25 protein-coding genes are annotated in these 20998 nt (G+C 68.6%); 8 read left to right on the forward strand and 17 right to left on the reverse strand.

All coding sequences use genetic code 11. The features are described from left to right. Positions 1-5: 5 nt before the first annotated feature. On the forward strand, positions 6-854 hold the full coding sequence (locus tag GGQ61_RS10340) for a cytochrome c1 (RefSeq protein WP_183772158.1): 849 nt from the start codon (positions 6-8) through the stop codon (positions 852-854). A gap of 137 nt (positions 855-991) precedes the next feature. Here the strand turns inward: GGQ61_RS10340 and GGQ61_RS10345 are convergent, their stop codons facing one another. After that, the gene (locus tag GGQ61_RS10345; protein WP_183772160.1) at positions 992-1768 is read right to left on the reverse strand and encodes a pepsin/retropepsin-like aspartic protease family protein; all 777 of its coding nucleotides are present in this window, start codon (positions 1766-1768) and stop codon (positions 992-994) included. A gap of 161 nt (positions 1769-1929) precedes the next feature. Here GGQ61_RS10345 and GGQ61_RS10350 point away from each other — a divergent pair, with 161 nt between their 5' ends. Continuing rightward, positions 1930-2406 (forward strand): hypothetical protein, encoded by a 477-nt coding sequence (locus GGQ61_RS10350; RefSeq protein ID WP_183772162.1) that lies wholly within the window; start codon positions 1930-1932, stop codon positions 2404-2406. Here GGQ61_RS10350 and GGQ61_RS10355 read toward each other — a convergent pair. The 8 genes from GGQ61_RS10355 to GGQ61_RS10390 all read right to left on the reverse strand — a co-directional run bounded on the left by GGQ61_RS10355 (position 2403) and on the right by GGQ61_RS10390 (position 9340). After that, positions 2403-2912 carry a GNAT family N-acetyltransferase gene (locus GGQ61_RS10355; RefSeq protein ID WP_183772164.1) on the reverse strand — a complete coding sequence of 170 codons (510 nt, stop codon included), beginning with the start codon at positions 2910-2912 and terminating at the stop codon, positions 2403-2405. The genes GGQ61_RS10350 and GGQ61_RS10355 overlap by 4 nt on opposite strands. Then, complete coding sequence (locus GGQ61_RS10360; RefSeq protein ID WP_183772484.1) at positions 2909-3589, reverse strand: dienelactone hydrolase family protein; 681 nt, start codon at positions 3587-3589, stop codon at positions 2909-2911. The genes GGQ61_RS10355 and GGQ61_RS10360 overlap by 4 nt, the downstream gene beginning before the upstream one ends. A gap of 2 nt (positions 3590-3591) precedes the next feature. Beyond that, positions 3592-4260, reverse strand: a complete 669-nt coding sequence (locus GGQ61_RS10365) for a dienelactone hydrolase family protein (protein WP_183772166.1) — start codon at positions 4258-4260, stop codon at positions 3592-3594. 292 nt (positions 4261-4552) lie between these two features. After that, a complete protein-coding gene (gene ychF / locus GGQ61_RS10370) occupies positions 4553-5650 on the reverse strand; it encodes a redox-regulated ATPase YchF (protein ID WP_183772168.1) in 1098 nt (365 codons plus the stop codon). 63 nt (positions 5651-5713) lie between these two features. Beyond that, positions 5714-6328: an aminoacyl-tRNA hydrolase gene (gene pth / locus GGQ61_RS10375; protein ID WP_183772170.1), complete on the reverse strand. Its 615-nt coding sequence runs from the start codon at positions 6326-6328 to the stop codon at positions 5714-5716. Positions 6329-6357: 29 nt separating this feature from the next. After that, entirely contained in the window at positions 6358-6966 is a 609-nt protein-coding gene (locus tag GGQ61_RS10380; protein WP_183772173.1) for a 50S ribosomal protein L25/general stress protein Ctc, read from the reverse strand. A gap of 126 nt (positions 6967-7092) precedes the next feature. Continuing rightward, positions 7093-8136 (reverse strand): hypothetical protein, encoded by a 1044-nt coding sequence (locus tag GGQ61_RS10385; RefSeq protein ID WP_183772175.1) that lies wholly within the window; start codon positions 8134-8136, stop codon positions 7093-7095. Positions 8137-8404: 268 nt separating this feature from the next. After that, a complete protein-coding gene (locus GGQ61_RS10390) occupies positions 8405-9340 on the reverse strand; it encodes a ribose-phosphate pyrophosphokinase (protein ID WP_183772177.1) in 936 nt (311 codons plus the stop codon). Positions 9341-9499: 159 nt separating this feature from the next. On the opposite strand from GGQ61_RS10390, the gene GGQ61_RS10395 reads away from it, so the two are divergent. Further along, positions 9500-10576 (forward strand): calcium:cation antiporter, encoded by a 1077-nt coding sequence (locus GGQ61_RS10395; RefSeq protein ID WP_183772179.1) that lies wholly within the window; start codon positions 9500-9502, stop codon positions 10574-10576. A 74-nt stretch (positions 10577-10650) separates the two neighbouring features. Next, a complete protein-coding gene (locus tag GGQ61_RS10400; RefSeq protein ID WP_183772181.1) occupies positions 10651-11718 on the forward strand; it encodes a mechanosensitive ion channel family protein in 1068 nt (355 codons plus the stop codon). On the opposite strand, the gene pgeF is transcribed toward GGQ61_RS10400, so the two are convergent. The 3 genes from pgeF to lgt are packed head-to-tail and all read right to left on the reverse strand — an operon-like array spanning position 11715 to position 14391. After that, the gene (pgeF, locus tag GGQ61_RS10405) at positions 11715-12488 is read right to left on the reverse strand and encodes a peptidoglycan editing factor PgeF (protein ID WP_183772183.1); all 774 of its coding nucleotides are present in this window, start codon (positions 12486-12488) and stop codon (positions 11715-11717) included. The genes GGQ61_RS10400 and pgeF overlap by 4 nt on opposite strands. Next, positions 12485-13540, reverse strand: a complete 1056-nt coding sequence (locus GGQ61_RS10410) for a class I SAM-dependent methyltransferase (RefSeq protein ID WP_183772185.1) — start codon at positions 13538-13540, stop codon at positions 12485-12487. The genes pgeF and GGQ61_RS10410 overlap by 4 nt, the downstream gene beginning before the upstream one ends. Beyond that, positions 13537-14391 carry a prolipoprotein diacylglyceryl transferase gene (lgt, locus tag GGQ61_RS10415; RefSeq protein ID WP_183772187.1) on the reverse strand — a complete coding sequence of 285 codons (855 nt, stop codon included), beginning with the start codon at positions 14389-14391 and terminating at the stop codon, positions 13537-13539. Before lgt ends, GGQ61_RS10410 begins: the two co-directional genes overlap by 4 nt. 83 nt (positions 14392-14474) lie before the next feature. Here lgt and GGQ61_RS10420 point away from each other — a divergent pair, with 83 nt between their 5' ends. From GGQ61_RS10420 to proC, 3 genes are all read left to right on the forward strand, one after another. Then, on the forward strand, positions 14475-14720 hold the full coding sequence (locus GGQ61_RS10420; RefSeq protein WP_183772189.1) for an accessory factor UbiK family protein: 246 nt from the start codon (positions 14475-14477) through the stop codon (positions 14718-14720). 143 nt (positions 14721-14863) lie between these two features. Further along, complete coding sequence (locus GGQ61_RS10425) at positions 14864-15367, forward strand: type III secretion system chaperone family protein (RefSeq protein WP_183772191.1); 504 nt, start codon at positions 14864-14866, stop codon at positions 15365-15367. Between the two features lie 72 nt (positions 15368-15439). Further along, positions 15440-16234 carry a pyrroline-5-carboxylate reductase gene (proC, locus tag GGQ61_RS10430; protein ID WP_183772193.1) on the forward strand — a complete coding sequence of 265 codons (795 nt, stop codon included), beginning with the start codon at positions 15440-15442 and terminating at the stop codon, positions 16232-16234. Here proC and GGQ61_RS10435 read toward each other — a convergent pair. The 4 genes from GGQ61_RS10435 to GGQ61_RS10450 are packed head-to-tail and all read right to left on the reverse strand — an operon-like array spanning position 16231 to position 19254. After that, positions 16231-16653, reverse strand: a complete 423-nt coding sequence (locus GGQ61_RS10435) for a DUF2147 domain-containing protein (protein ID WP_183772195.1) — start codon at positions 16651-16653, stop codon at positions 16231-16233. The two genes, proC and GGQ61_RS10435, sit on opposite strands and share 4 nt — an antisense overlap. A 54-nt stretch (positions 16654-16707) precedes the next feature. Beyond that, positions 16708-18060 (reverse strand): ATP-binding protein, encoded by a 1353-nt coding sequence (locus GGQ61_RS10440; protein WP_343056114.1) that lies wholly within the window; start codon positions 18058-18060, stop codon positions 16708-16710. 10 nt (positions 18061-18070) lie between these two features. After that, on the reverse strand, positions 18071-18778 hold the full coding sequence (locus GGQ61_RS10445; protein ID WP_183772197.1) for a response regulator: 708 nt from the start codon (positions 18776-18778) through the stop codon (positions 18071-18073). Beyond that, the gene (locus GGQ61_RS10450; RefSeq protein WP_183772198.1) at positions 18778-19254 is read right to left on the reverse strand and encodes a MarR family winged helix-turn-helix transcriptional regulator; all 477 of its coding nucleotides are present in this window, start codon (positions 19252-19254) and stop codon (positions 18778-18780) included. Before GGQ61_RS10450 ends, GGQ61_RS10445 begins: the two co-directional genes overlap by 1 nt. Positions 19255-19335: 81 nt before the next feature. Between GGQ61_RS10450 and GGQ61_RS10455 the strand changes: the two genes are divergently transcribed. Continuing rightward, positions 19336-20223, forward strand: a complete 888-nt coding sequence (locus GGQ61_RS10455) for a branched-chain amino acid aminotransferase (RefSeq protein ID WP_183772200.1) — start codon at positions 19336-19338, stop codon at positions 20221-20223. 306 nt (positions 20224-20529) lie between these two features. On the opposite strand, the gene GGQ61_RS10460 is transcribed toward GGQ61_RS10455, so the two are convergent. Then, positions 20530-20928, reverse strand: coding sequence for a DUF4870 family protein (locus tag GGQ61_RS10460; protein ID WP_183772202.1), 399 nt, complete (start codon positions 20926-20928; stop codon positions 20530-20532). Between the last annotated feature and the right edge of the window lie 70 nt (positions 20929-20998).

Here is a 20998-nt window from a genome sequence, read left to right on the forward strand (position 1 = left end):
CTCAGATGCTGCGTAAAGGTATCGCGCTCGCGGCGCTTGGCTTGGCCGTTCTCGCGGCCCCGGCGGCTCAAGCCGCCGGCGGCGCCCTGCCGCCGAAGCATGTCGAATTCAGCTTCGAAGGTCCGTTCGGCAAGTTCGATCAGGCTGAGCTGCAACGGGGTTACAAGGTCTATCGGGAGGTCTGCTCGGCCTGCCACTCGATGAACCTCATGTACTTCCGGAACCTCGGCCAGAAAGGCGGACCGTTCTACGATCCGAAGTACAAGAACCCGAACGACAACCCGTATGTGAAGTCGATCGCCAAGGACTATCAGATCAAGGACATCGACTCGGAAACGGGTGATGTGATCGATCGTCCGGGCACATCGGCCGACAAGTTCCCGTCGCCCTTCCCGAACGAAGCGGCGGCGCGGGCCTCCAACGGCGGCGCCTATCCGCCGGACCTGTCGGTGATGGCCAAGGCTCGTCATGCGGGGCCGCAGTACATCTACTCGCTGCTGACCGGCTACAAGAACCCGCCCGCGGGTCTGAAGGTCGGCGCCGGCCAGCACTACAACCCGTACATGGCCGGTGACGTCACCGCGGCGTGGTCGGGCCCGCACGACAAGGTTCCGCCCGGCGGCTTCATCGCCATGGCTCCGCCGCTAGCGGCCGGCCAGGTGACGTTCGACGACGGCACCAAGTCGACGCTGGAACAGCAGGCCAAGGACGTTGCGGCCTTCATCGCCTGGGCTTCCGAGCCCAAGATGGAAGAGCGCAAGGCCTTCGGCATGGCCGCGATGATCTACCTCTTCATCTTTGCGGGCCTGCTGTACGCCAGCTACCGCAAGATCTGGAAGAATGTCGCCCACTAGGGCGCAGATCTTCCAGCGAGATACGAGAAGGCCCCGGAGCGATCCGGGGCCTTTTTTCGTAACCTGCGCCCTGCTTGACTTTGCGCCGCCCGAAAATCAGCGATACCCCAAACGACTGGCGGAGGTGCGCGATGGGTTCAGCCGGCCGGGGCGAGCAGCAGCTTGCCGGCCGGGAAGTCGAAGCGCAGCCGCCAGCGGGCCAGCAGGGGGGCGCCGATGACTCCGTCGGCCTGGGTGTCGGCCAGAGCCCCCGGCACGTTCTCGAACAGGGCGCCGGCGAAGGAGGCGGCCCGCAGTTGCGCGTGGGTCTCGCCATAAGGCAGCAGATCCTCCGGCTTGGCGGCGCCTGGAACCGAGGCCAGGCGCTGGGAGACCCGCACGGCGGCGTCCGAGCCGGTGGCGATCACGAACTCGCCGCTGACGGCTCTGGGGCCGTCGGAGACGGCGGCGCGGGCGGTGGCGACGCCGCCGACGACCCGCAGCGGCAGGACGCCGACCTTGCTGCGTACGCGCGGGGCCCGGGCGCGTGGATAGATGGCGATCTTGCAGGGCGCGAAGCTGACCTCGACCACATAGGCCGACAGCAGGTCGGCGCCGATCACGCCGGCGATCGGGGTGGGGAAGGCGTAGGTGCGGGCGTCGAGGTCGGCGATGACGAACGGGCGGTCGGGCAGGGTCAGGCCGGCGATCCGCACGGGCCCGCGCTGGTCCTGTTCGACGAGGCCGGCGCTCTGGGCCTTGGTCTCGTGCAGCTGGGTGAGGGGCGAGCCGGTGTCGACGATGTAGTCGCCGGCCAGACCGTCGATCGAGGCAGGCGCGACGATGACGCCCTGTTCGAACCAGCAGGCCGTTTCGCCGGCATGGGCGGCGAGCGGGAGGGCGGCGGCGGCTAGGGCCAGGGCGACCGGCTTCATGGGATCCGTGAGGCGAGAGAGCGCCGGGGCGCTTGGCGGCCCCTTCGGCGAACAGCATAGCTGCGATCGCGCCGCTCGGCGACGGGCTGCGCAGGGGCCATCGGCCATCGCCGGGGCGATTGGGTCTTACCCCTGCCGCATCGATCGCCTAAGTCCAAGCCATGAGCTTCATCAAGCCCTGGCGAGACTTCCGGCGGATGCAGGACGTGGCGGTCGGCGCGGCGGTGCTGATCTATGCCGGAGCGGTCGTGAACGCCTTCCGCGTGCTGCCCGGCGGCGCCGAGCTGATCGCCCAGCGCACGCTGATCTGGCCGGCCATGTTTCTGTTCGTCTCGTTCGTAGGGCCTCTGGCGGCGCCGCCGCTGAAGCGCGGACTGGCGCGCTATGTGTGGATGAGCTTCCAGGCGGGGTTCGGCCAGACGCCGATCTCGGTGCTCACCGGCGTGGGGCTGCTCGCGGCGGCGGCGCTGTTCATCTACTGGCAGGTCTGGGCGGTGGGCCACGGCGGTCGCTATCCGGCCGGGGTGTTCTCCGGCTACGCCGCCGGGATCGGCATCCTGGCGGCGCAGGCGGTGCTGGTGCGGGCGCTGGAGACGGTGCCCGAGGTGCGCAAGCAGATCGAGGAGCGCGAGCCCTAGCCGGCGGCCGCCGATTCACCGATCTCGAGGTGCAGGCGCAGGGTCGGGAGGCCGTACTCGTCCTCTTCCTCTCCGACGACGATGAAGCCCAGCTTCTCCAGGATGCGCCAGGAAGCGAGGTTGGCCGGGTCGATGGTTGCGTCGACCGCATCGGGCGTGCAGGCGGCCAGGAGGGCCCTTGCGGCCTCGGTGGCGTAGCCCCGGCCCCAGTAGGCGCGGGCGAAGCCGTAGATCAGTTCCAGGCGATTGGGGTGGGGCGTGGGGATCAGGCCGACCCAGCCGATCAGGGCGTCGCTATCGCGCAGGACGACGGCGCGGCTGCCGACTTCGCTCATCATCAGGCTGGCGGCGGCGTTATTGATCCAGAGCGCGGTCGCCGCCCGGCTGAGCGGCACGCCGTCGCCGACGTGGGCCATCACCTGCGGATCGGCGGCGATCGCGCAGAGGGCGTCGAGGTCGCTCGCCGCCAGCGGCCGCAGCCGCAGTCTGGTGGTTTCCAGGATCACGCCGAACTTCGCCCCCCGCCGTTGTTGGAGAACAGCGCCAGGGTCCGCAGGCGGGCCAGCCGGGCGCTGTCAGCGTCGTAGTCGGCGCGGCGATCGGAGACGAAGCCGTGCCCAGCCGGATAGAGGTGGATCGGGATGTCGGGATGACGCTCGGCGATCTCGTCAATCCGCTCGGGCGGGATCGAGGCGTCGGTCTTGCCGAAGTGCAGGATGATCGGAACCTGGGGCGTCTCGTCCTTCAGTTCGCTGATCCGGCGCCCGTAGAAGCTGGCGGCGGCCGACAGGCCGGTGCAGCGACAGGCGGCCAGCCAGGCGGCCGCGCCGCCCCAGCAGAAGCCGGTGACGAAGACCGGGGCCTTGAGCGCGTCGATGGCGGCCTGGGCGTCGCCGGCGACCTGATCCCAGGGGGTGGCCTGGGAATACTCGACGCCCTTGGCGATGGACGCCTGGCTGTAGTCGGCCTGGAAGCCGCGTTCGAGACGGTCGTAGAACGACGGGGCGATGGTCTCGTAGCCGTCGGCGGCGAAGGCGTCCGCCAGTTCACGGATGTGGTCTGTGACCCCGAAGATCTCCTGGATCAGCAGCAGGCCGCCACGGCGCGCATCACTCGGTTTTGCGTGATAGGCGCCGAGCTCGAAGCCGTCGAACGTGCTCTTGAGGGTGATCTGCTGGCCCATGCTCACGCGTTCTCGAACAACTCGCGGGTGCGGGCGCGGGCAAGGTCGGCGGCCTCTTCGTTGTAGCGCTCGGGGCTATCGTTATTGAAGCCGTGGCCGGCGCCTTCGTAGATGTAGACCGGGACGTCGGGGTTGTGTTCGTGCACGGCCTTCTCGACCTCGTCGGCGGGGATCCCAGGATCGGTGTGGCCAAGGTGGATGATCGTCGGGCAAAGCGGCCGGAGTGCGGCGTTGGCCTGCACAAGGCTGCCATAATAGCTGGCGGCTGCGGCGATCCCTTCGACCTTGGCGGCGCTCAGCCAGGTCAACGAGCCGCCGTAGCAGTAGCCGACGACAAAGACCTTGCCGCGCGCAGCCAGGAAGTCTCGGCAGGCGGCGATGTCGGTCAGCGCCTGCTCCAGCGGCGTGGCGCGGGCATGGGCGACGCCGGCGGCCAGCCCCTCGGGGTCGTGAGCGGCGGTGAAGTGGCGTTCGCGGCGGTCGTAGAGCGAGGGGGCGATCGCCTCGTAGCCGGCCTTGGCCCAGCGTTCGACGTCGGCGCGGATGTGCCGGTCGATGCCGAAAATTTCCTGAAGCACGATGACCCCGCCTTTGCGCGGGGTGAAGGCCTGCTCGTGGTAGGCCGAAAACTCGAAGCCGTCCGCGCCCCGGAGGGTGATGGTCTCGCCCATGCGTTTCTCCCGTCTTGTTAGACGCGAGCTAAGCAGAGAACCTCAGCACGGGCGACGCGGATTCATCTACGGGCGCTCACGAAAGCGGCGCCCCTCGGCGCCGGCCTAGGCCGGCGCCGGGGCGTCCAGCGTCACCTTCCAGCTCTCGACGTCATGAAGGCCGACGCTTCCAGCCCCCGGAAGCATTCCGGAAACTTGCGCGAGGTCGCCGGAGCTCACAAGCCAAGCTTGCAGGCGGCGCGCCGCGCGGCGGCGGCCCTGCAAGTTGCGTGCCTGTCAGCTGGGAGGGGCGTCAGACGTTGAAGCGGAAGTTCATCACGTCGCCGTCCTTGACGACGTATTCCTTGCCTTCTGCGCGGAGCTTGCCGGCGTCGCGGGCTCCGGCCTCGCCCTTGAGGTTCACATAGTCCTCGTAGGCGATGGTTTCAGCGCGGATGAAGCCCTTCTCGAAATCGGTGTGGATCACGCCGGCCGCCTGCGGGGCGGTGTCGCCCTTGTGGATGGTCCAGGCGCGGGCTTCCTTGGGGCCCACCGTGAAGTAGGTCTGCAGGCCGAGCAGGTGGTAGGCCTCGCGGATCAGCTTGTTGAGGCCCGGCTCGGTCAGGCCGAGGGTCTCCAGGAACTCGACGCGCTCGGCTTCGTCCAGGAGGGCGATCTCGCTCTCGATCTGGGCGGAGATCACGACATGATCGGCGCCATCGCGCTTGGCGCGCTCGGCGACCAGGTTCGACAGGTCGTTGCCGGTGGCGGCCGAAGCCTCGTCCACGTTGGACACGTAGAGCGCCGGCTTGGAGGTCAGCAGCTGCAGCATGCGCCACGCCTTGTCGTCTTCGGCCGAGACCTGCGCCTTGCGGGCCGGGCGGCCGGCGTTGAGCTCGGCCAGGGCGACGTTGACCAGGCGCAGGGTCTGGGCGCTTTCCTTGTCGCCGGTCTTGGCGCGCTTCTCGAGGTTGGCGACGCGCTTTTCGAGGCTTTCGAGGTCGGCCAGCATCAGCTCGGTCTCGATGGTCTCGAGGTCGGCGAGCGGGTCGATCTTGCCTTCGACGTGGGTGATGTCGTCGTCGATGAAGCAGCGGGCGACGAAGGCGACGGCGTCGCAGTCGCGGATGTTGGCCAGGAACTGGTTGCCCAGGCCCTCGCCCTTGGACGCGCCGCGCACCAGGCCGGCGATGTCGACGAAGTTCATCCGGGCCGGAATGATCTCCTTGGACGGGATGATGGCGGCGAGGGCGTTCAGGCGCGGCTCGGGGACGGCCACGTCGCCGGTGTTCGGCTCGATGGTGCAGAACGGATAGTTGGCGGCCTGGGCCGCGGCCGTCTGGGTGAGCGCGTTGAAGAGGGTCGACTTGCCGACGTTGGGCAGGCCGACGATCGCGACTTTGAGAGCCATGGGGAGAGCTGTTCCTGAAATTCGAGCCGGCGACCTAGCACGTTAGACCGATTGGCCCAAGCATTAGGCCTGGCGGCCGCGCGGCACGTCGCTCTTGTCGGCGGGGGCCAGGCGCATGACCTCGGTCTGGTACTTCTCGTCCTCGCCCTCGGCGAGCAGGGGCGCGGCGTCGGCCACGGCGCGCAGCAGCGCCTCCACCCAGGCCTGGTCGACCTTGTGGAAGTCGGAGAGCACGTGCCCCTGGACGCGGTCCTTGTGGCCGGGATGCCCGACGCCGAGCCGCGCGCGGCGGAAGTCGGGGCCGATGTGGGCGGTGACCGAGCGCACGCCGTTGTTGCCGGCCGCGCCGCCGCCCAGCTTCATGCGGAAGCGGCCGGGCGCCATGTCGATCTCGTCGTAGAACAGCACGAGGTCGGCGGGCTTGAGCTTGTAGAACTTCAGCGCCTCGGCCACGGAGCGACCGCTCTCGTTGTAGAAGGTCTGAGGCTTGAGGATCAGGGTGCGGACCGGGCCGCTGGGCGTCTCGATCTCGCCCTCGCGGACGAGGGCGGAGAAACGGGAGCGTTCGGGACCGAATCGCCAGCGGCGCGCGATCTCGTCGACGGCCATGAAGCCGATATTATGCCGGTTGCCCGCATAGCGGGCTCCCGGGTTGCCCTGGCCGGCCAGGACGAGCATGCGCTGCCCCCCAACCGGCCGTCAGGGACTTAAGCTTCGGCTTCGCCGGCGGCTTCTTCAGCGGCTTCCGAGGCGCCCGCGGCCGAACCGGCCACAGTGGCGATCACGAAGTCGCGGTCGACGGTCGGGCTCACGCCCTTCGGCAGGTCGAAGGCGCCGATGCGGATGGTGTCGCCGATTTCCAGGCCGGTCAGGTCGAAGACCAGCTCTTCCGGGATCGAGTCGGCCGGGCAGGCCAGTTCGACTTCGTGACGGACGACGTTCAGCGTGCCGCCCTTCTTCAGGCCCGGCGAGGCTTCCTGGTTCTTGAAGTGAACCGGAACCGAGATCTTGATCGTCTGATGCTCGTCGACGCGGTACAGGTCGAAGTGCATCGGCTCGTCGGTCACCGGATGCATGTCCACGACCTTGGCGATGACCGGCTGGGTTTCCGAGCCGTGCTTCAGGGTCACCAGGTGGCCGAGCAGCTTGCCGGTGTAGAGCGCCTTGCGGAACTCGTTCGACTTGACGGTGATCGCCACGGGATCCTTGTCGCCGCCGTACAGCACGCCGGGGACCAGACCCTCGCGGCGGGCGGCGCGCGCACCACCGGTTCCAATGCGCTCGCGCAGTTCAACGTTCAGGATAATATCGGCCATGGCCTCGCCTCAAAACGAAGCCGCCGCGCGAAGACCCGCGCGGCGACGGAACGACCCGTTAGGGCCGAAAGGTGCGCGTAGATACACAAAACCCCCGCCCGTGGCAACGGGCAGGGGAAATGATTTCTAACCCTTTTTCGCGGGCTTCTTCGCCGCAGGCTTTTTGGCCGGGGTCGGCTTGTAGCTGGCGTTCTCGCGAACGGTCGGAACGAAGCGCGGCTCGAACGGCTCGGGCTGGCCCGAGGCTTTGATGACGCAGCGGGCGGTGTCCATCATCGCGTGCTGGCCCAGGCAGAAGACGTCCTCATAGTGCGGCTTGGAGACGGCCAGACACTGATAGAGGTTCAGCTTGGCCATATTGGCGCAGGAGGCGACGTTCGGCTCGACCATGATGGCGTTGAGCGTGGCGACGTTCGGCTCGCTGGCCTGGCCGAGCACGGCGAGGGCGGCGACGGCGAGGCTGCGAATCACCACCGGCGTGAACGGCGGGGTGACGGACGCGCCGGTCACGCCGAGCGGCTGGGCGCCGCTGATCGCCTGTTGCAGGCGGGTGGTCTGGGTGATGTCGCCGACGGCCGGGGTCGAGCCGAGCAGCTTGGCCTGGGACAGGCGCGCGTCGCGGCCGACCACGTCGCTCTTGGACCAGGACTGCTTCTGGACGTCGTAGGCGGCCTGCTTCACGGCCTTGCCGGCCTGGTAGAACTTGTTCCCGTCCTCGCCGAGCGCGGCGATCACGACCCCGGCCCCGCTGGCCGCGCCCGGGAGGCCGACTACGTAGGCCGGGTCCTTCATGATCTCATAGGCGATCTGCTGGCGCTGGGCCGCGGTGCCCGAGTACTGCTTCACGCCGGCGACGAAGGTCGGGTCCTGCAGGGCGACGATCGCGCCGTACGCGATGGCCCCCTTCAGGAACTGCTTGGGCTCATAGGAGGCGGCGACCTTCAGGCCCTCGGCGACCATCTGGCCGTCGACGAAGGCGGGCGAGACCGCGGCGGCCTTGTCCATGTAGTACCGGTAGGCGGAGGCCTGCTCGACGATGCTGGGCGCCAGGCTGACGGCCGGCGCGGGCGGCTCCGCCGGCTTAGGCGGCGGAGGTTCGGCGCAGGAGGCCAGAATTGTGGCGAATGCGATGGCGACGGCCGTCAGGCCAGCGCGAGAAGCCGAAATCATCCAGAGCCTTCCCCAAGAAATAAGGCGTGGGAGCCTAGCCCCTCCAGCGGGCGAGAATGTGACCGCCAGCGGTTAACGAGGCTTAACCAAAACCGGTTCTAGGCGAGGTCTGACGCATTTGTGACCCCTTCCGACGGACCCGGCCGGACGACCATAGGAGCGCAGTCGGCGACGGTCGACGACCGCGCCTGAGGGGCGTCGTTCGGCCGCGGGCGCGGCCGGGTTGCGGGCGAGGCCGCCTGAGGACCACCGCCGCAGGTCAACGGGGTCAGTCGAAGAGCTTGGATACCGACTCTTCGTTGGCGATGCGGCGGATCGCTTCGCCGAGCAGCTGGTCGCAGCTGACATAGCGGATCTTGCCGCCTTCGAGGGCGCGCTCCGGGGCCGGGATGGAGTCGGTCATCACCAGTTCCTTGAGCACCGAGCCGTTCACGCGCTCGACCGCCGCGCCGGACATCACGCCGTGGGTCACATAGGCCGAGACCTCGGTGGCGCCGGCGTCGATCAGCGCCTGGGCGGCGTTGCAGAGCGTGCCGCCGCCGTCGATCATGTCGTCGAACAGGATGCAGCGGCGGCCCGAGACGTCGCCGATGACGTTGGCGACTTCGCTCTTGCCAGGGCCGGAGCGGCGCTTGTCGACGATGGCCAGCTCGGCGTTCAGGCGCGAGGCCACGGCCAGGGCGCGGACCACGCCGCCGACGTCGGGCGAGACGATCATGATGTCGGCCGGCTTGTCGTAGTTGATCTTGATGTCGTTCGCGAGCAGCGGCGCCGAAATCAGGTTGTCGGTCGGGATGTCAAAGAAGCCCTGAATCTGGCCCGAGTGCAGGTCCATGGTCAGCACGCGGTCGGCGCCGGCGCGCTCGATCAGGTTGGCGACCAGCTTGGCCGAGATCGGCGTGCGGCCGCCGGTCTTGCGGTCCTGACGGGCGTAGCCGAAGTAGGGCATCACCGCGGTGATCCGCCGGGCCGAGGCGCGCTTCAGCGCGTCGATGCAGACCAGCAGCTCCATCAGGTTGTCGTTGGCGGGATAGTTCGTCGACTGGATGATGAAGACGTCCTCGCCGCGGACGTTCTCATCGATCGTCACCCAAACCTCGTTGTCGGCGAAACGCTTCACCTGCGCACGGGTGAGGGGGAGGTCGAGGCGCGAGGCGACAGCCTCCGCCAGCGCGCGGTTGGAGTTGCCGGCCAGCAGCTTCATCGGTCCCCCAGGGGCAGGTATCGGTAATTGCCGGGCTTTTAGCAGGCGAGGGCCGGGGAGCAAGGCCCCACAACGGCGCAGGACGAGATCACGTAACAATCTCGCGGGGAGAATGGGTTCGCCTCGCGGCATGGCGCCGCTTGGTTTACGGTGTGCGCCATGCCCAAAATCGGACTCCCGGCCTGGACCTGGCTCTCACCTATCGTCGGCTCGCTGCTGCTTTTCGGATCGAAGCTCGGCGGGCCTTACGACTTAGTTCTGGCGATCGGACTGGTCGCCTGCGTTCTGGCCGCCGTGCACCACGCCGAAGTGGTGGCCCACAAGATCGGCGAACCCTACGGCACCTTGGTGCTCGCCGTCGCGGTGACGGTGATCGAGGTGTCGCTGATCGTCTCCCTGATGCTGTCCAGCGGCCCGGCGGGCGCGGGACTGGCGCGCGACACGGTGTTCGCCGCCATCATGATCATTCTCAACGGCCTGGTCGGCCTCTGCCTGCTGCTCGGCGGCGCGCGCCACCTGGAGCAGCGCTATGGCCAGGCGGGGGTGAGCGCGGCGCTGGCCACCCTGGCGGCGCTGGCGGTGCTGACCCTGGTGCTGCCCAACTATACGACCTCGGCGGCCGGCCCCGTCTATTCGAACAGCCAACTGGCCTTCGTCGGCCTGGTGTCGCTGGTGCTCTACGGGACCTTCGTGCTCGTGCAGACCATGCGCCACCGCGACTACTTCCTGCCCAGCGGCTCGGCCGCGCACGACGAGGACGCCCACGCCGCGCCGCCGACGGCGCTGGCGGCCTGGCTCAGCCTTGCCCTTCTGGTCGTGGCGCTGGTCACCGTCGTGCTGCTGGCCAAGTCGCTCGCGCCCACCATCGAGGCGGCCGTGGCCGGCGCGGGCGCCCCCAAGGCCGTGGTCGGGGTGATCATCGCCGGCCTGGTGCTGTTGCCGGAGAGCCTGGCCGCCGTGCGCGCGGCGCGGGCCGACCGTCTGCAGACCAGCCTGAACCTGGCGCTGGGCTCGGCCCTGGCCTCGATCGGCCTGACCATTCCCGTCGTGGCGGTGGTCTCGCTGGTGATGGGCTGGCCGCTGTCGCTCGGCCTCGACGCCAAGGCGATGGTGCTGCTGATGCTGACCCTGCTGGTCACCACCCTGTCGCTGGCGACCGGAAGGACCACGGTGCTGCAGGGCGTCGTGCACCTGGTGCTGTTCGCGGTCTATCTGTTCACGACAATCGTGCCTTGATCCATTCCTGAGCTGTCGCGTTTGTTGACGGACCCAGGCCGGCTCGGCCGGCGCAAGTTCGAGACAATCGCGACATGATGGAGTGGATGGAGGGGGTTGCGCCCTCTTGGCTGCCTGCCTGGCTGCTCAGCATGGTGATCCTGGCCGGAGGCGCCTTACTGGCGTTGGCGGCCCACCAGGCGCTGGTGATGACGGTCCGGCGGCTGATCGCCTCGCGCGACGAGTTCTGGCGGGAGCTGATCAAGCGGACCCGCAGGCCCAGCCGGCTGGCGGCCCTGATCCTGGGGTTGGGAGCCGCCGCGCCGCTGGCGAGGTTGGGCCAGGTGCAGCTGGACGTGCTTGGCCGCGTGCTGCTGATCGGCTTCATCGTGCTCTGTGGCTGGGCGGCGATGACCGCGCTGGACATCGCCACCTTGATCTATACGCGCCGCTTCCGGATCGACGTGGAAGACAATCTGCTGGCCCGCAAGCACGTGACGCAGACGCGGATCTTGCGGCGTACGGCCGCTGCGTTGATCGTGGTGCTCACCATCGCGTTCGCGCTGATGACCTTCAACGGCGTGCGGCAGTACGGGGTGAGCCTGCTGGCCTCCGCCGGCGCTGCGGGGATCATCGCCGGGCTGGCGCTCCAGCCGTTCCTGACCAACCTGATCGCCGGAATTCAGATCGCCACCACCCAGCCGATCCGGATCGACGACGCGGTCATCGTCGAGGGCGAGTGGGGGCGGATCGAGGAGATCGGCTCGACCTACGTGGTCGTGAAGTTGTGGGATTGGCGCCGGATGGTTCTGCCGCTGACCTACTTCATCCAGAAGCCGTTCCAGAACTGGACGCGCGAGAGCGCCTCGCTGATCGGCACGGCGATGGTCTATGTCGACTATTCGGCGCCAATCGAGGTGCTGCGCCGCAAGCTGGAGGAGATCGCCGCGGCCTCGCCGCTGTGGGACCGCAACGTGGTCAATCTCGCGGTGACCGAGCTCAGCGAGCGGACAATGCAGGTCCGCTGCCTGACGAGCGCGCGTAACGCCGGTGAAGCCTTCGATCTACGCTGCGAGGTGCGCGAGAAGATGGTCGCGTTCCTGCAGGCGGAGTTGCCGCACGCGCTGCCACGGGAACGGTTCGACCTGCGGCCCAACGCCTAGTTCAGCGCTATGGCCGAGAGCAGGCGGCCGAAGTCCGGCTCGCCGCGCTTGAAGGCCCGGCGGTTGGAGAAGAACAGGTCCTCCTCGGCGCAGGTGTCGCGGCCTAGCCATTCGCAGGCGCCGACCCCGGCCCGGCGCAGCCGATGCAGGACGTAGCCGGGCAGGTCGAACATCGCCTTGTCGGGCGCCTCGCCCGGAACGAAGAACTCGACGTTCTCTGCAGCCTGCGCCGTGAAGGCGTCGAGGAATTCCAGTCCGACCTCGTAGGAGGCCTGGGCGATGCAGGGGCCGACCACGGCGACGATGTCTGCCGGCCGAGCCCCGAGGGTCTCCATCCGCGCAATCGTGGCCTCGGCGATGCCGGCCAGGGCGCCTTTCCAGCCGGCGTGGGCGGCGGCGACCACGCGCGCCTTGGGATCGGCGAAGAGGATCGGCGCGCAGTCGGCGGCCAGGGCGCTGCAGACCAGGCCGGGCGTGTTGGCGACGACGCCGTCGGCCTGCGGCCGTTCGCCGTTCCACGGACCCTCGGCGATCAGCGCGATGGCGGAGTGGATCTGGTAGCAGGTGTTGAGCGCGCCTTCCGGCTGACCGAAGTGCGCGGCGGCGCGGCGGCGGTTCTCGATCACGTCGTCGGGTGCGTCCTTGGAGCCGCGGCCGACGTTGAGGCTGGCGTAGAGGCCGGTGGAGACGCCGCCCTGCCGGGTGAAGAAGGCGTGGCGAATCCCCGCCAGGTCGAGCAGCGGCGAAGTCAGAACAGGAAGATCGGTCACGTAAGCGTCTCGAAGGCTGGCGGTTCGAAGCCGGCGGAATGGATGCAGGCGGCCTTGAAGAGATCGCCCATCTGGTCGGGCGAGACCAGACGCTCAAGCTGGCGCTCGATGACGTCGCTCAGGTCGGGGCGGGCGTTGGCCAGGGCCTCGGCGCGGGCGCCGATCCCGAGCCGCACAAGCAACTCGCCCTGGGTGAGGATCTGCGGGGTCTGGGCGCCCTGGGCGGCGGCGGCGGCCATCACAGCGGGGAAGTCGGCGTGAACGGTGAGATCGGCCTCGCCGGGGCTGGCCAGCGGGCTCTCCTTCTGATGGCGGCGCAGGGCCTGAAGCGTGTCGCCGAGTCCGGGCGCGGCGCGGCCGTAGTCGATGAGCAGGGCCGCGCCGCTGTCCGCCATGACGCGCAGGGCCAGCGCCTCGCCGAGGGCGGCCTGGGCGGGCGAGTGCTCGAGGATCGCGCCGACCGGGGCCAGCCGGTCCACGCCGGGGGCGCCGGCCAGACCGAAGGCCAGCGCGCCGGCGTCGTCGAGGCCGACCATGCGTTCTGCCCAGCCCTTGTCGGTGCGCACGAACTGGCGGGCCGGCAGGCAGTCGAGCAGTTCGTTAGCGACCAGGATCAGCGGCGCGCCGCCGGGCACCTCGTCCAGCGAGGCCGCCCACGACAGATGATCGCCGAGCGTCTGGCGCTGGCGGTCGCGCAGGGGCTGGGAGACCTCGACCAGCCAGACGTCGGCGGCCTCGGTGAACTCGCGCGAGAGCCGCGCGGCGCGCAGCAGGTCGCTCATCAGCGTGCCGTCGCCGGGCCCCATCTCCACCAGCCGGAACTTGGCCGGGCGGCCCAGGCGGCTCCAGGTCTCGACGGCCCAGAGGCCGATCAGCTCGCCGAACATCTGGCTGACCAGCGGGGCGGTGATGAAGTCGCCGGCTTCGCCGAGCGCCGGGCGGGTCGCGTAGTAGCCGTCGTCCGGGTCGTGGAGGCAGGCGTGCATGTACTGCGCGACGCTCATCGGCCCGCTGGCCCGGATCTGGGCCGTCAGGCGGTCGCGCAGGCTCATGGCGTCTCTGTCTTGGCTTGGCTGGGCGGCGACGCAGCTTGCGTCGCCAGCGGTTCGCGCATGCCGCGCCAGATCAGGAAGAGGCCGCCGATCACCATCGGCGCCGACAGCATCATCCCCATGGTGAGGCCCAGCGGAAAGTGCTGGAGGTAGCGGTCAGGCTCGCGGAAGTTCTCCACGAAGGTGCGGAAGACGGCGTAGCCCAGCAGGAAAATCCCGGCCACGACGCCGCGCCGCTGCAGCAGGCCCGCGCGATGGGTGGCCCAGCGCAGGATAAGGAAGAGCACGACTCCTTCCAGCGCGGCCTCGTAGAGCTGGCTGGGGTGGCGCGGCGTGACGCCGTCGGCCTGCGGGAAGATGAACGCCCACGGCACATTGGACGGCCGCCCCCAGAGTTCGCCGTTGATGAAGTTGGCGATACGTCCGAAGAACAGGCCGATCGGCGCGCAGGCGGCCACGGCGTCGCCCAGGCGCAGCACGTCGATCTTGTTGCGCCCTGCGAAGGCGAACACCGCGATCAGCACGCCAAGCGCGCCGCCGTGGAAACTCATGCCGCCTTCCCAGACCTTCACGATCTGCAGCGGGTCCTGGACGATGATCGAGGGCGTGTAGAAGAACACGTGGCCGAGCCGGCCGCCGAGGATGATGCCGAGGGTGATCCAGAGGATCAGGTCGTCGATCTGGGCCGGCGTGGCCGGCGCGCCGCGGGGGCCCCACAGCGCCTGATTCTTCATCATCCCCGCGACATAGCGCCACCCCAGCAGGATGCCGGCCACATAGGCCAAGGCGTACCAGCGAATTGCGAAAGGCCCGATCTGTACGAGGACTGGGTCGAAATCGGGGAATGGCAAGGCGGGTGTCTCCGAATGCTTCGCCGCCAAGGTTTAGACGAGAAGCCCTTCGCTTTCATCCCCCGGCGGGCCATATAGGGGCCATGCAGACTCAGAACCCCTTTCTGGACGAGTTCGCCAAGCTGACCAGCGCGGCGATGGGCCTGGCCCAGACGGCCGGAGACGAGGCCAAGGCCGCGTTCCGCGCCCAGGCCGATCGCTTCGTGGCCGACTTCGACCTCGTCCGCCGCGACGACCTCGACGCCCTCAAGGCCGAGATCGCGTCGCTGCGCGCCGAGGTGGCCGCGCTCAAGGAGCAGGCGACCAAGAAGGCCGCGAAGAAAGACTAGGTCTTAAATACACGCGAACGTGGCTCGCCCCGGAAAAGAAACCCGGTGACGCGGGGACCACGAAGCAGCTTACTTTCAATATCGCAGGCGATTCGATGGCCGGCCCGGCCGCGGACGCCCTCTGCGAAAGGACCTCTGGTCTAATGGACACCTCTCAGCCTGACGAAGACGTCCTGGTCGCCCTCGACCCGCTAGACGTGGTCGAGCATGTGCTGACCGCCGAGAACCTGCAGTTCGACCGCACGGAAGACGGCGACCTCGCCTTCGCCCTCACCGGCGACTGGAAAGACTATGAACTGTGGTTCGCCTGGCGTCCGGAAGCGGACTGCCTGCAACTGTGCCTGTCGGTGAACCTGCAAGCCACGCCCGAACAGAAGACTGCGGCCTACGAACTGGTGTCCACCCTCAACCAGCGCGTCTGGCTGGGTCACTTCGAAGTCTGGGACGACGGCGAGATCATCTTCCGCCACTCGATGGCGCTGATGACCGGCGAGCGTCCGAGCCTCGCCCAGGCGGCGGCGATGATCGACGTGGCCATGGAGGCGGCCGACCGCTTCTATCCGGCGTTCGATTTCCTGGTGCGCGGATCGAAGTCGGCGGCCGACGCGGTGGCCGCCTGCATGTTCGAGACCGTCGGCGAAGCCTAGGCGTCGTCGAACGAAACCATTAGAGCGTGATGCCGCCGAAAGCCGTTCGGCCATCACGCTCGAGGTCTACCGATGACGCCAATCCTGATGCTGGGCGCCGGCCGCATGGGCGGGGCGCTGATCGAGGGCTGGCGCACGGCGGGGGCGTTCCAGGCCAGCGACCTGATCATTCGCGAACCCCATTCCAATCCGACGCTGGAGGCGGCCAAGGCCGCCGGCGCGCGGATCAATCCCCCTGACGGCGAACTCGCCCAGGCCAAGACCGTGCTGCTGGCGGTCAAGCCGCAATTGTGGCGCGAGGCGGCCGCGCAGGTCGCCGAGCATTTGGCGCCCGACGCGGTGATCGTCTCGATCGCGGCGGGGGTGCGCAGCGCCGACATCTCCCAGGCGTTCGGCGGCCGTGCGGTGGCGCGGATCATGCCGACCACGGCCGTGGCGGTCTGCCAGGGCACGGCGAGCATCTTTGCGGCCGATCCCGAAGCCAAGGCGCGGACCCATGCGCTGTTCGCGCCCGTCGGGGCGGTGGTGGACGTCGCCGACGAAGAGCTGATGCATGCGGCGACCGGCGTGTCCGGCTCGGCGCCGGCTTATCTCTACGCCTTCGTCGAAGCGCTGGAGGCGGCGGGCGCAGCGGCCGGGCTGCCGGCGGCGGACTCCGCCCGGCTCGCCCGCTCGACGATCGCCGGGGCCGCGGCGCTGATGGCGCGCAGCGGGGAGGAGCCGGCTGAATTGCGCAAGCAGGTCACCTCGCCCGGCGGCACGACACAGGCGGCGCTCGATGTGCTGCTTGGCGCGAACGGCCTTCCAGAGCTGCTGCGCGAAGCGGTGGCGGCGGCGACGCGGCGGTCCAGGGAGCTGGGGGGCTAGCTTGTCCGCTTCCAGGTCTGAGCCTGGCAAACGACGGCTATGCAGCCTTCGACCTTGAGCGTGCCGTTCGGGTTGGCGGTCATCTTGGAGCCGTAGGTCTTGCCCGAGTTTGGATCGTAGATCTTGCCGCCGGTCCACTTGCCGGGGCCCGCCGACTTGAAGTCGCGGATCATCAGCATGCCCAGGATCGGGCGGCTGCGCAGCGAGGCGTCAGGATTGTTGGCGTCCTTGGCGCCGGTCGTCTTCAGCCAGGCGACCTGACCGCACATCTTCGTCTTGTCGCTCGCGCAGGGCGCAACCTTGACCTTTGCGGTCCCGGCCTGGACCAGCCAGAGCCCTTCGACCGGATCGTCGGCCAGGGCGGGCGAAGCGATCGCGGCGGCCAAGGCGGTCGCGGCGGCCAGGCGGGCTAGGGTCATCGGCGGTTCCTCATCGCGCAATCTCGGCGTGCGGCGGAGACTGGCCGAACCCGGTTATCCAGGCAACCTGACAATCGCCCTGAGGCCGCCCATAGGGGATCGGTCGAGGGTGATGTCGCCGCCGTGGCTGCGGGCGACGTCGCGGGCGATGGCCAGGCCCAGTCCGACGCCCTTCTCGTTCTGGTTCCGCGATTCATCGAGACGGTTGAAGGCCTTGAAGGCGTCCTCGTAGCGGTCCTGCGGGATCCCTGGACCGTCGTCGTCGACAATAATCTCGACGCCGCCGGAGGCGCGCGCTGTGGCGGCGACCTCGACCGTCTCGCCGTGCGCGGCGGCGTTCATCACCAAGTTGGACAGCGCCCGCTTGAGCGCATTGGGCCTGACGGCGGCCAGCAGGTCCGGTTCGGCGGCGACGCGCACCTGGGCTCCGGCGCGCACGGCGCCTTCGCTGACCTCGTCGATCAGCGATTTCAGGTGAACGGTCTCGACGGCCTCGCCGCCCTCGCCGCGGGCGAAGGCGAGGTACTCGTCGATCATGTGCTCCATCTCGGCCAGGTCGCGCTTCATCTCGGCGGTGCGCGGGCCGGGATCGGCCAAGGCGAGTTCCAGCTTGAGACGGGTGAGCGGCGTGCGCAGGTCGTGGCTGACGCTGGCCAGCAGGGCGGTGCGCTGGTCGATGTGGCGCTGGATGCGCGACTTCATCGCCAGGAAGGCCTGGGCGGCCTGGCGCACTTCGCGCGCGCCGCTGGGCTTGAAGGTCGGGGCGTCGACGCCCTTGCCGAACGCGTCGGCGGCGCTGGCCAGCCGCTCGATGGTGCGGGTCTGGTTGCGGATGAACAGAATGGCGATGGCGGTCAGCAGGATCGTCGCCATGGCCAGCCACAGGACGAAGATGTGGCCCTGGGTGGCGAAGGCGCGGTCGCGCGGCGCGAGGATGCGGATGACGCCCTGGTCGACCTTCACCCGAATGTCGACATAGGCCGGGTAGCGGGTGGTGTCGAACCAGTAGGGCGAGTCCAGCCGCTGCGAGAGCGCTCGGTCGATCGCGCGGTCGACGACGGCGAAGGCGTTGGTGCGCCGGCCCTGCGGCAGATCTCGGCCCGGCTGCAGGGCGATGGAGAGGTTCAGCGACTTCTCCGCCCGCCCGGCGATCGTGGACATGGTCTGCGGACTGGGATCGTCCTGGTAGCTCTCGACCGCCCAGGCGACTTCGCCCGCCAGACCGTCGGAGAGGCGGCTGGTGACCGTCTGCCAGTGAGCGTCGAAGAATATCCAGGTCACCGCAATCTGCATCAGCGCCACCGGCAGGACGATGATCAGCAGCGAGCGGCCGAACAGCGAGGTCGGCAGGCTGCGCTTGATGAGCCGCTGCACCAAGCGCGGTTCGAGGCGGCGGGGGAGTTTCACGGCCGATCCATCAGTCCGGCGCCAGCAGGTAGCCGACGCCGCGGACCGTCTGCAGGTAGCGAGGGGTCTTGGGATCGTTCTCGATCTTGCGGCGCAGGCGGGTGACCTGGACGTCGACGGCGCGGCCGGAGGGGTCGACCGTCTCGCGGGCCAGCTCCAGGCGGTCGACCGGCTCGTGCGGGCTGCGGGCCAGGCGTTTGAGCAGGGCGACCTCGGCTTCGGTGAGCCGCACGGGCAGGCCGCCGCGGCTGAGCTCGCCGCGCTCCAGGTCGAAGCTGCACGCGCCGAGCGAGAGGCTGCCGTTGGCGGCGCCGGACGGGCGCTGGTCGGAGCGGCGCAGGATGGCCTCGATGCGCAGCAGCAGCTCCTCCGGTTCGAACGGCTTGGCCAGATAATCATCGGCGCCCAGCTTGAGGCCTTCGATGCGGTCTTCCGCCAGGCCGCGTGCGGTCAGCATCAGCACCGGCGTGCGGCCGGCGGCGCCCCGGCGCTCGCGCAGCCAGCGGACCAGCGAAAAGCCGTCCTCGCCCGGCATCATCACGTCGAAGACCGCGAGATCGAAGTCGATGGTTTCGATGAGGCTGCGGGCCTGGGCGCCGCCGGGGGCCGAAGTGACGCGGAAGCCGTGCCGGGTCAGGTACTGCTTGAGCAGGTCGCGGATGCGGTCGTCGTCGTCGACCACCAGCAGGTGACGTTCGGCAGTGTCGACCGCGGCCATCAGGCGCCTCCGCTCTTCATCCGCCCGCCGGCCAGGGCCGACAGGATCTGCCTGGCGCCGGCCACGCCGTCCAGGCCGCCAACCCGATAGGACCGGGCGAGCTGGGCGCGCAAGCGTTCTGAGATGCGGTCCTCGAAGGCGGCGCCGGCCGGCGTGAGGCTGACCGCGCGGCGGCGACCGTCGAGATCGCCGGCGATCTTCTCGGCCAGGCCTTTGGCCTCGAGGTCGGCGACGATGCGGCTGGCGGCCTGCTTCGACAGGCTGGTCAGGTGGGCCAGCTCCTGCACCCCGACCCCCGGCCGGCGCTTGAGCAGAAAGGCCGCGCGCCAGTGCGAACGCCCGAGACCGAGGCCGCTCTCGGCCTCCAGTCCGGCGTCGACGCCGGCCCATAGCGCGGCCTCGGCGAGTAGGAGCATTTCGAGCCCGCCGTCGAGTTCCTCGTCGCGCAGAATGAGCCTGGGATCGGCTGCGACCATTACACTTTGAAACCCATTTTGTTTGACGCGGGGGGCGGGGGAGTCTGTAAGAGGGCCGTATTGAAAGGAGGACTTTCCCTCATGTCTCTAGTGCCCTTTGACGATCGCGACGGATGGATCTGGCTGGACGGCCAGTTCGTGCCCTGGCGCGAGGCGAAGGTGCACGTACTGACGCATGGCCTCCATTACGCCTCGGCGGTGTTCGAAGGCGAGCGGATGTATGGGGGAGAGATCTACAAGCTCCGTGAACATACCGAACGTCTGTTCAAGTCGGCCGAGATGCTGGACTTCGAGATTCCGTTCACGGTGGAGGAGATCGACCAGGCCTGCAAGGACACCTGCGCCAAGAACGGCCTGACCGACGCCTATCTGCGTCCGATCGCCTGGCGCGGTTCGGAAATGATCGGGGTCTCGGCCCAGAACACCAAGATCCACGTCGCCATCGCGGTGTGGGACTGGCCGAGCTATTTCAGCCCGGAAGAGCGCGCCAAGGGCATTCGCCTGACCTGGGCTAAGTACAAGCGCCCGTCGCCGGAGACCGAGCCGGTCCACGCCAAGGCCACCGGCCTCTACATGATCTGCACCATCTCCAAGCACGCCGCCGAGAAGGCCGGCTACACGGACGCGATGATGCTCGACTACCGCGGCTATATCGCCGAGAGCACCGGTTCGAACGTGTTCTTCGTCAAGGACGGCGCGCTGCACACCCCGACGCCGGACTGCTTCCTCAATGGGATCACCCGTCAATCGGTGATCGCGCTGGCCAAGTCGAAGGGCATCGAAGTGATCGAGCGTCACATCAAGCCGGAAGAGCTGGCCGACTTCACCGAGTGCTTCGTGGTCGGCACCGCCGCCGAAGTGACGCCGGTCGGCGAGATCGGCGAGTATCGGTTCACGCCGGGCGCCCTGTCGCTGGGCCTGGCCGACGACTACGCCCGCATGGTGCGCCGCGAGGCCGTGCCGGCCTAGACCGCGCCACAACCGCCAAGACAAGTTCGCCGCCCGGAGCAGTCCGGGCGGCGTTTTTGTTCGTGTTTCGAAGAATGGGGATGGGGGGATTCGCCCTCCAGCCGCCTCTGGACCGTCGCTCGCGCTCCCCCGCTGCAGCGCCACACCCAGGTTGGCTACGAACCCCCCCGCGCCGTCGCCCCCCATGGCGTCGACGATAGCCGATGCTGCCAAAGCGGGGAGAGGGGGTCTAGTGCCGTGGGGCCACAGGCCGTGCGCGACGACAGCCGCGCCGCCCTTTCGAGCGGCGCGGTGCAGCTATTGCCGTCAAATCAGCCAGGTGTTCGGCCGCGGATAGGCCTGGTCTTGCGAGATGTAGACAAGGCCGACGATGCAGCGGACCGCGAACCAGACCCCGACCGCGCCCCACAGGAAGAGGAACAGCATCAGGAATGGGATACCGATCAGCACCAGCGAAAGGATCGCGCTGATCCCAATCAGCAGGCCCAGCGACAAGAAGATCGCCAGACCGATCCAGAAGGTCCGGATCTGGAAGTCGTAGTGGGTCCGCATCCGCGGGCCGGCCTTGTCGAGGTTGATGTAGGCCACCACCAAGCCGACCAGGATGGTCAGGCCGTTCACCAGCCCAAGCAGGTAGAGGCCGTAGACCACTGCCGGCAGGACGCGGTCCTCGGTCGTCACAACGGTGGTTTCGGTTTGGCTCAATGCAGTCTCCCAAGCGAGGTATCTGAACGAGATGTGGCCCCGTTCAGCGCGAATGCCAGCTTAATTCGCG

This window comes from Phenylobacterium haematophilum, assembly GCF_014196295.1.
Taxonomy (GTDB): Bacteria; Pseudomonadota; Alphaproteobacteria; order Caulobacterales; family Caulobacteraceae; genus Phenylobacterium; species Phenylobacterium haematophilum.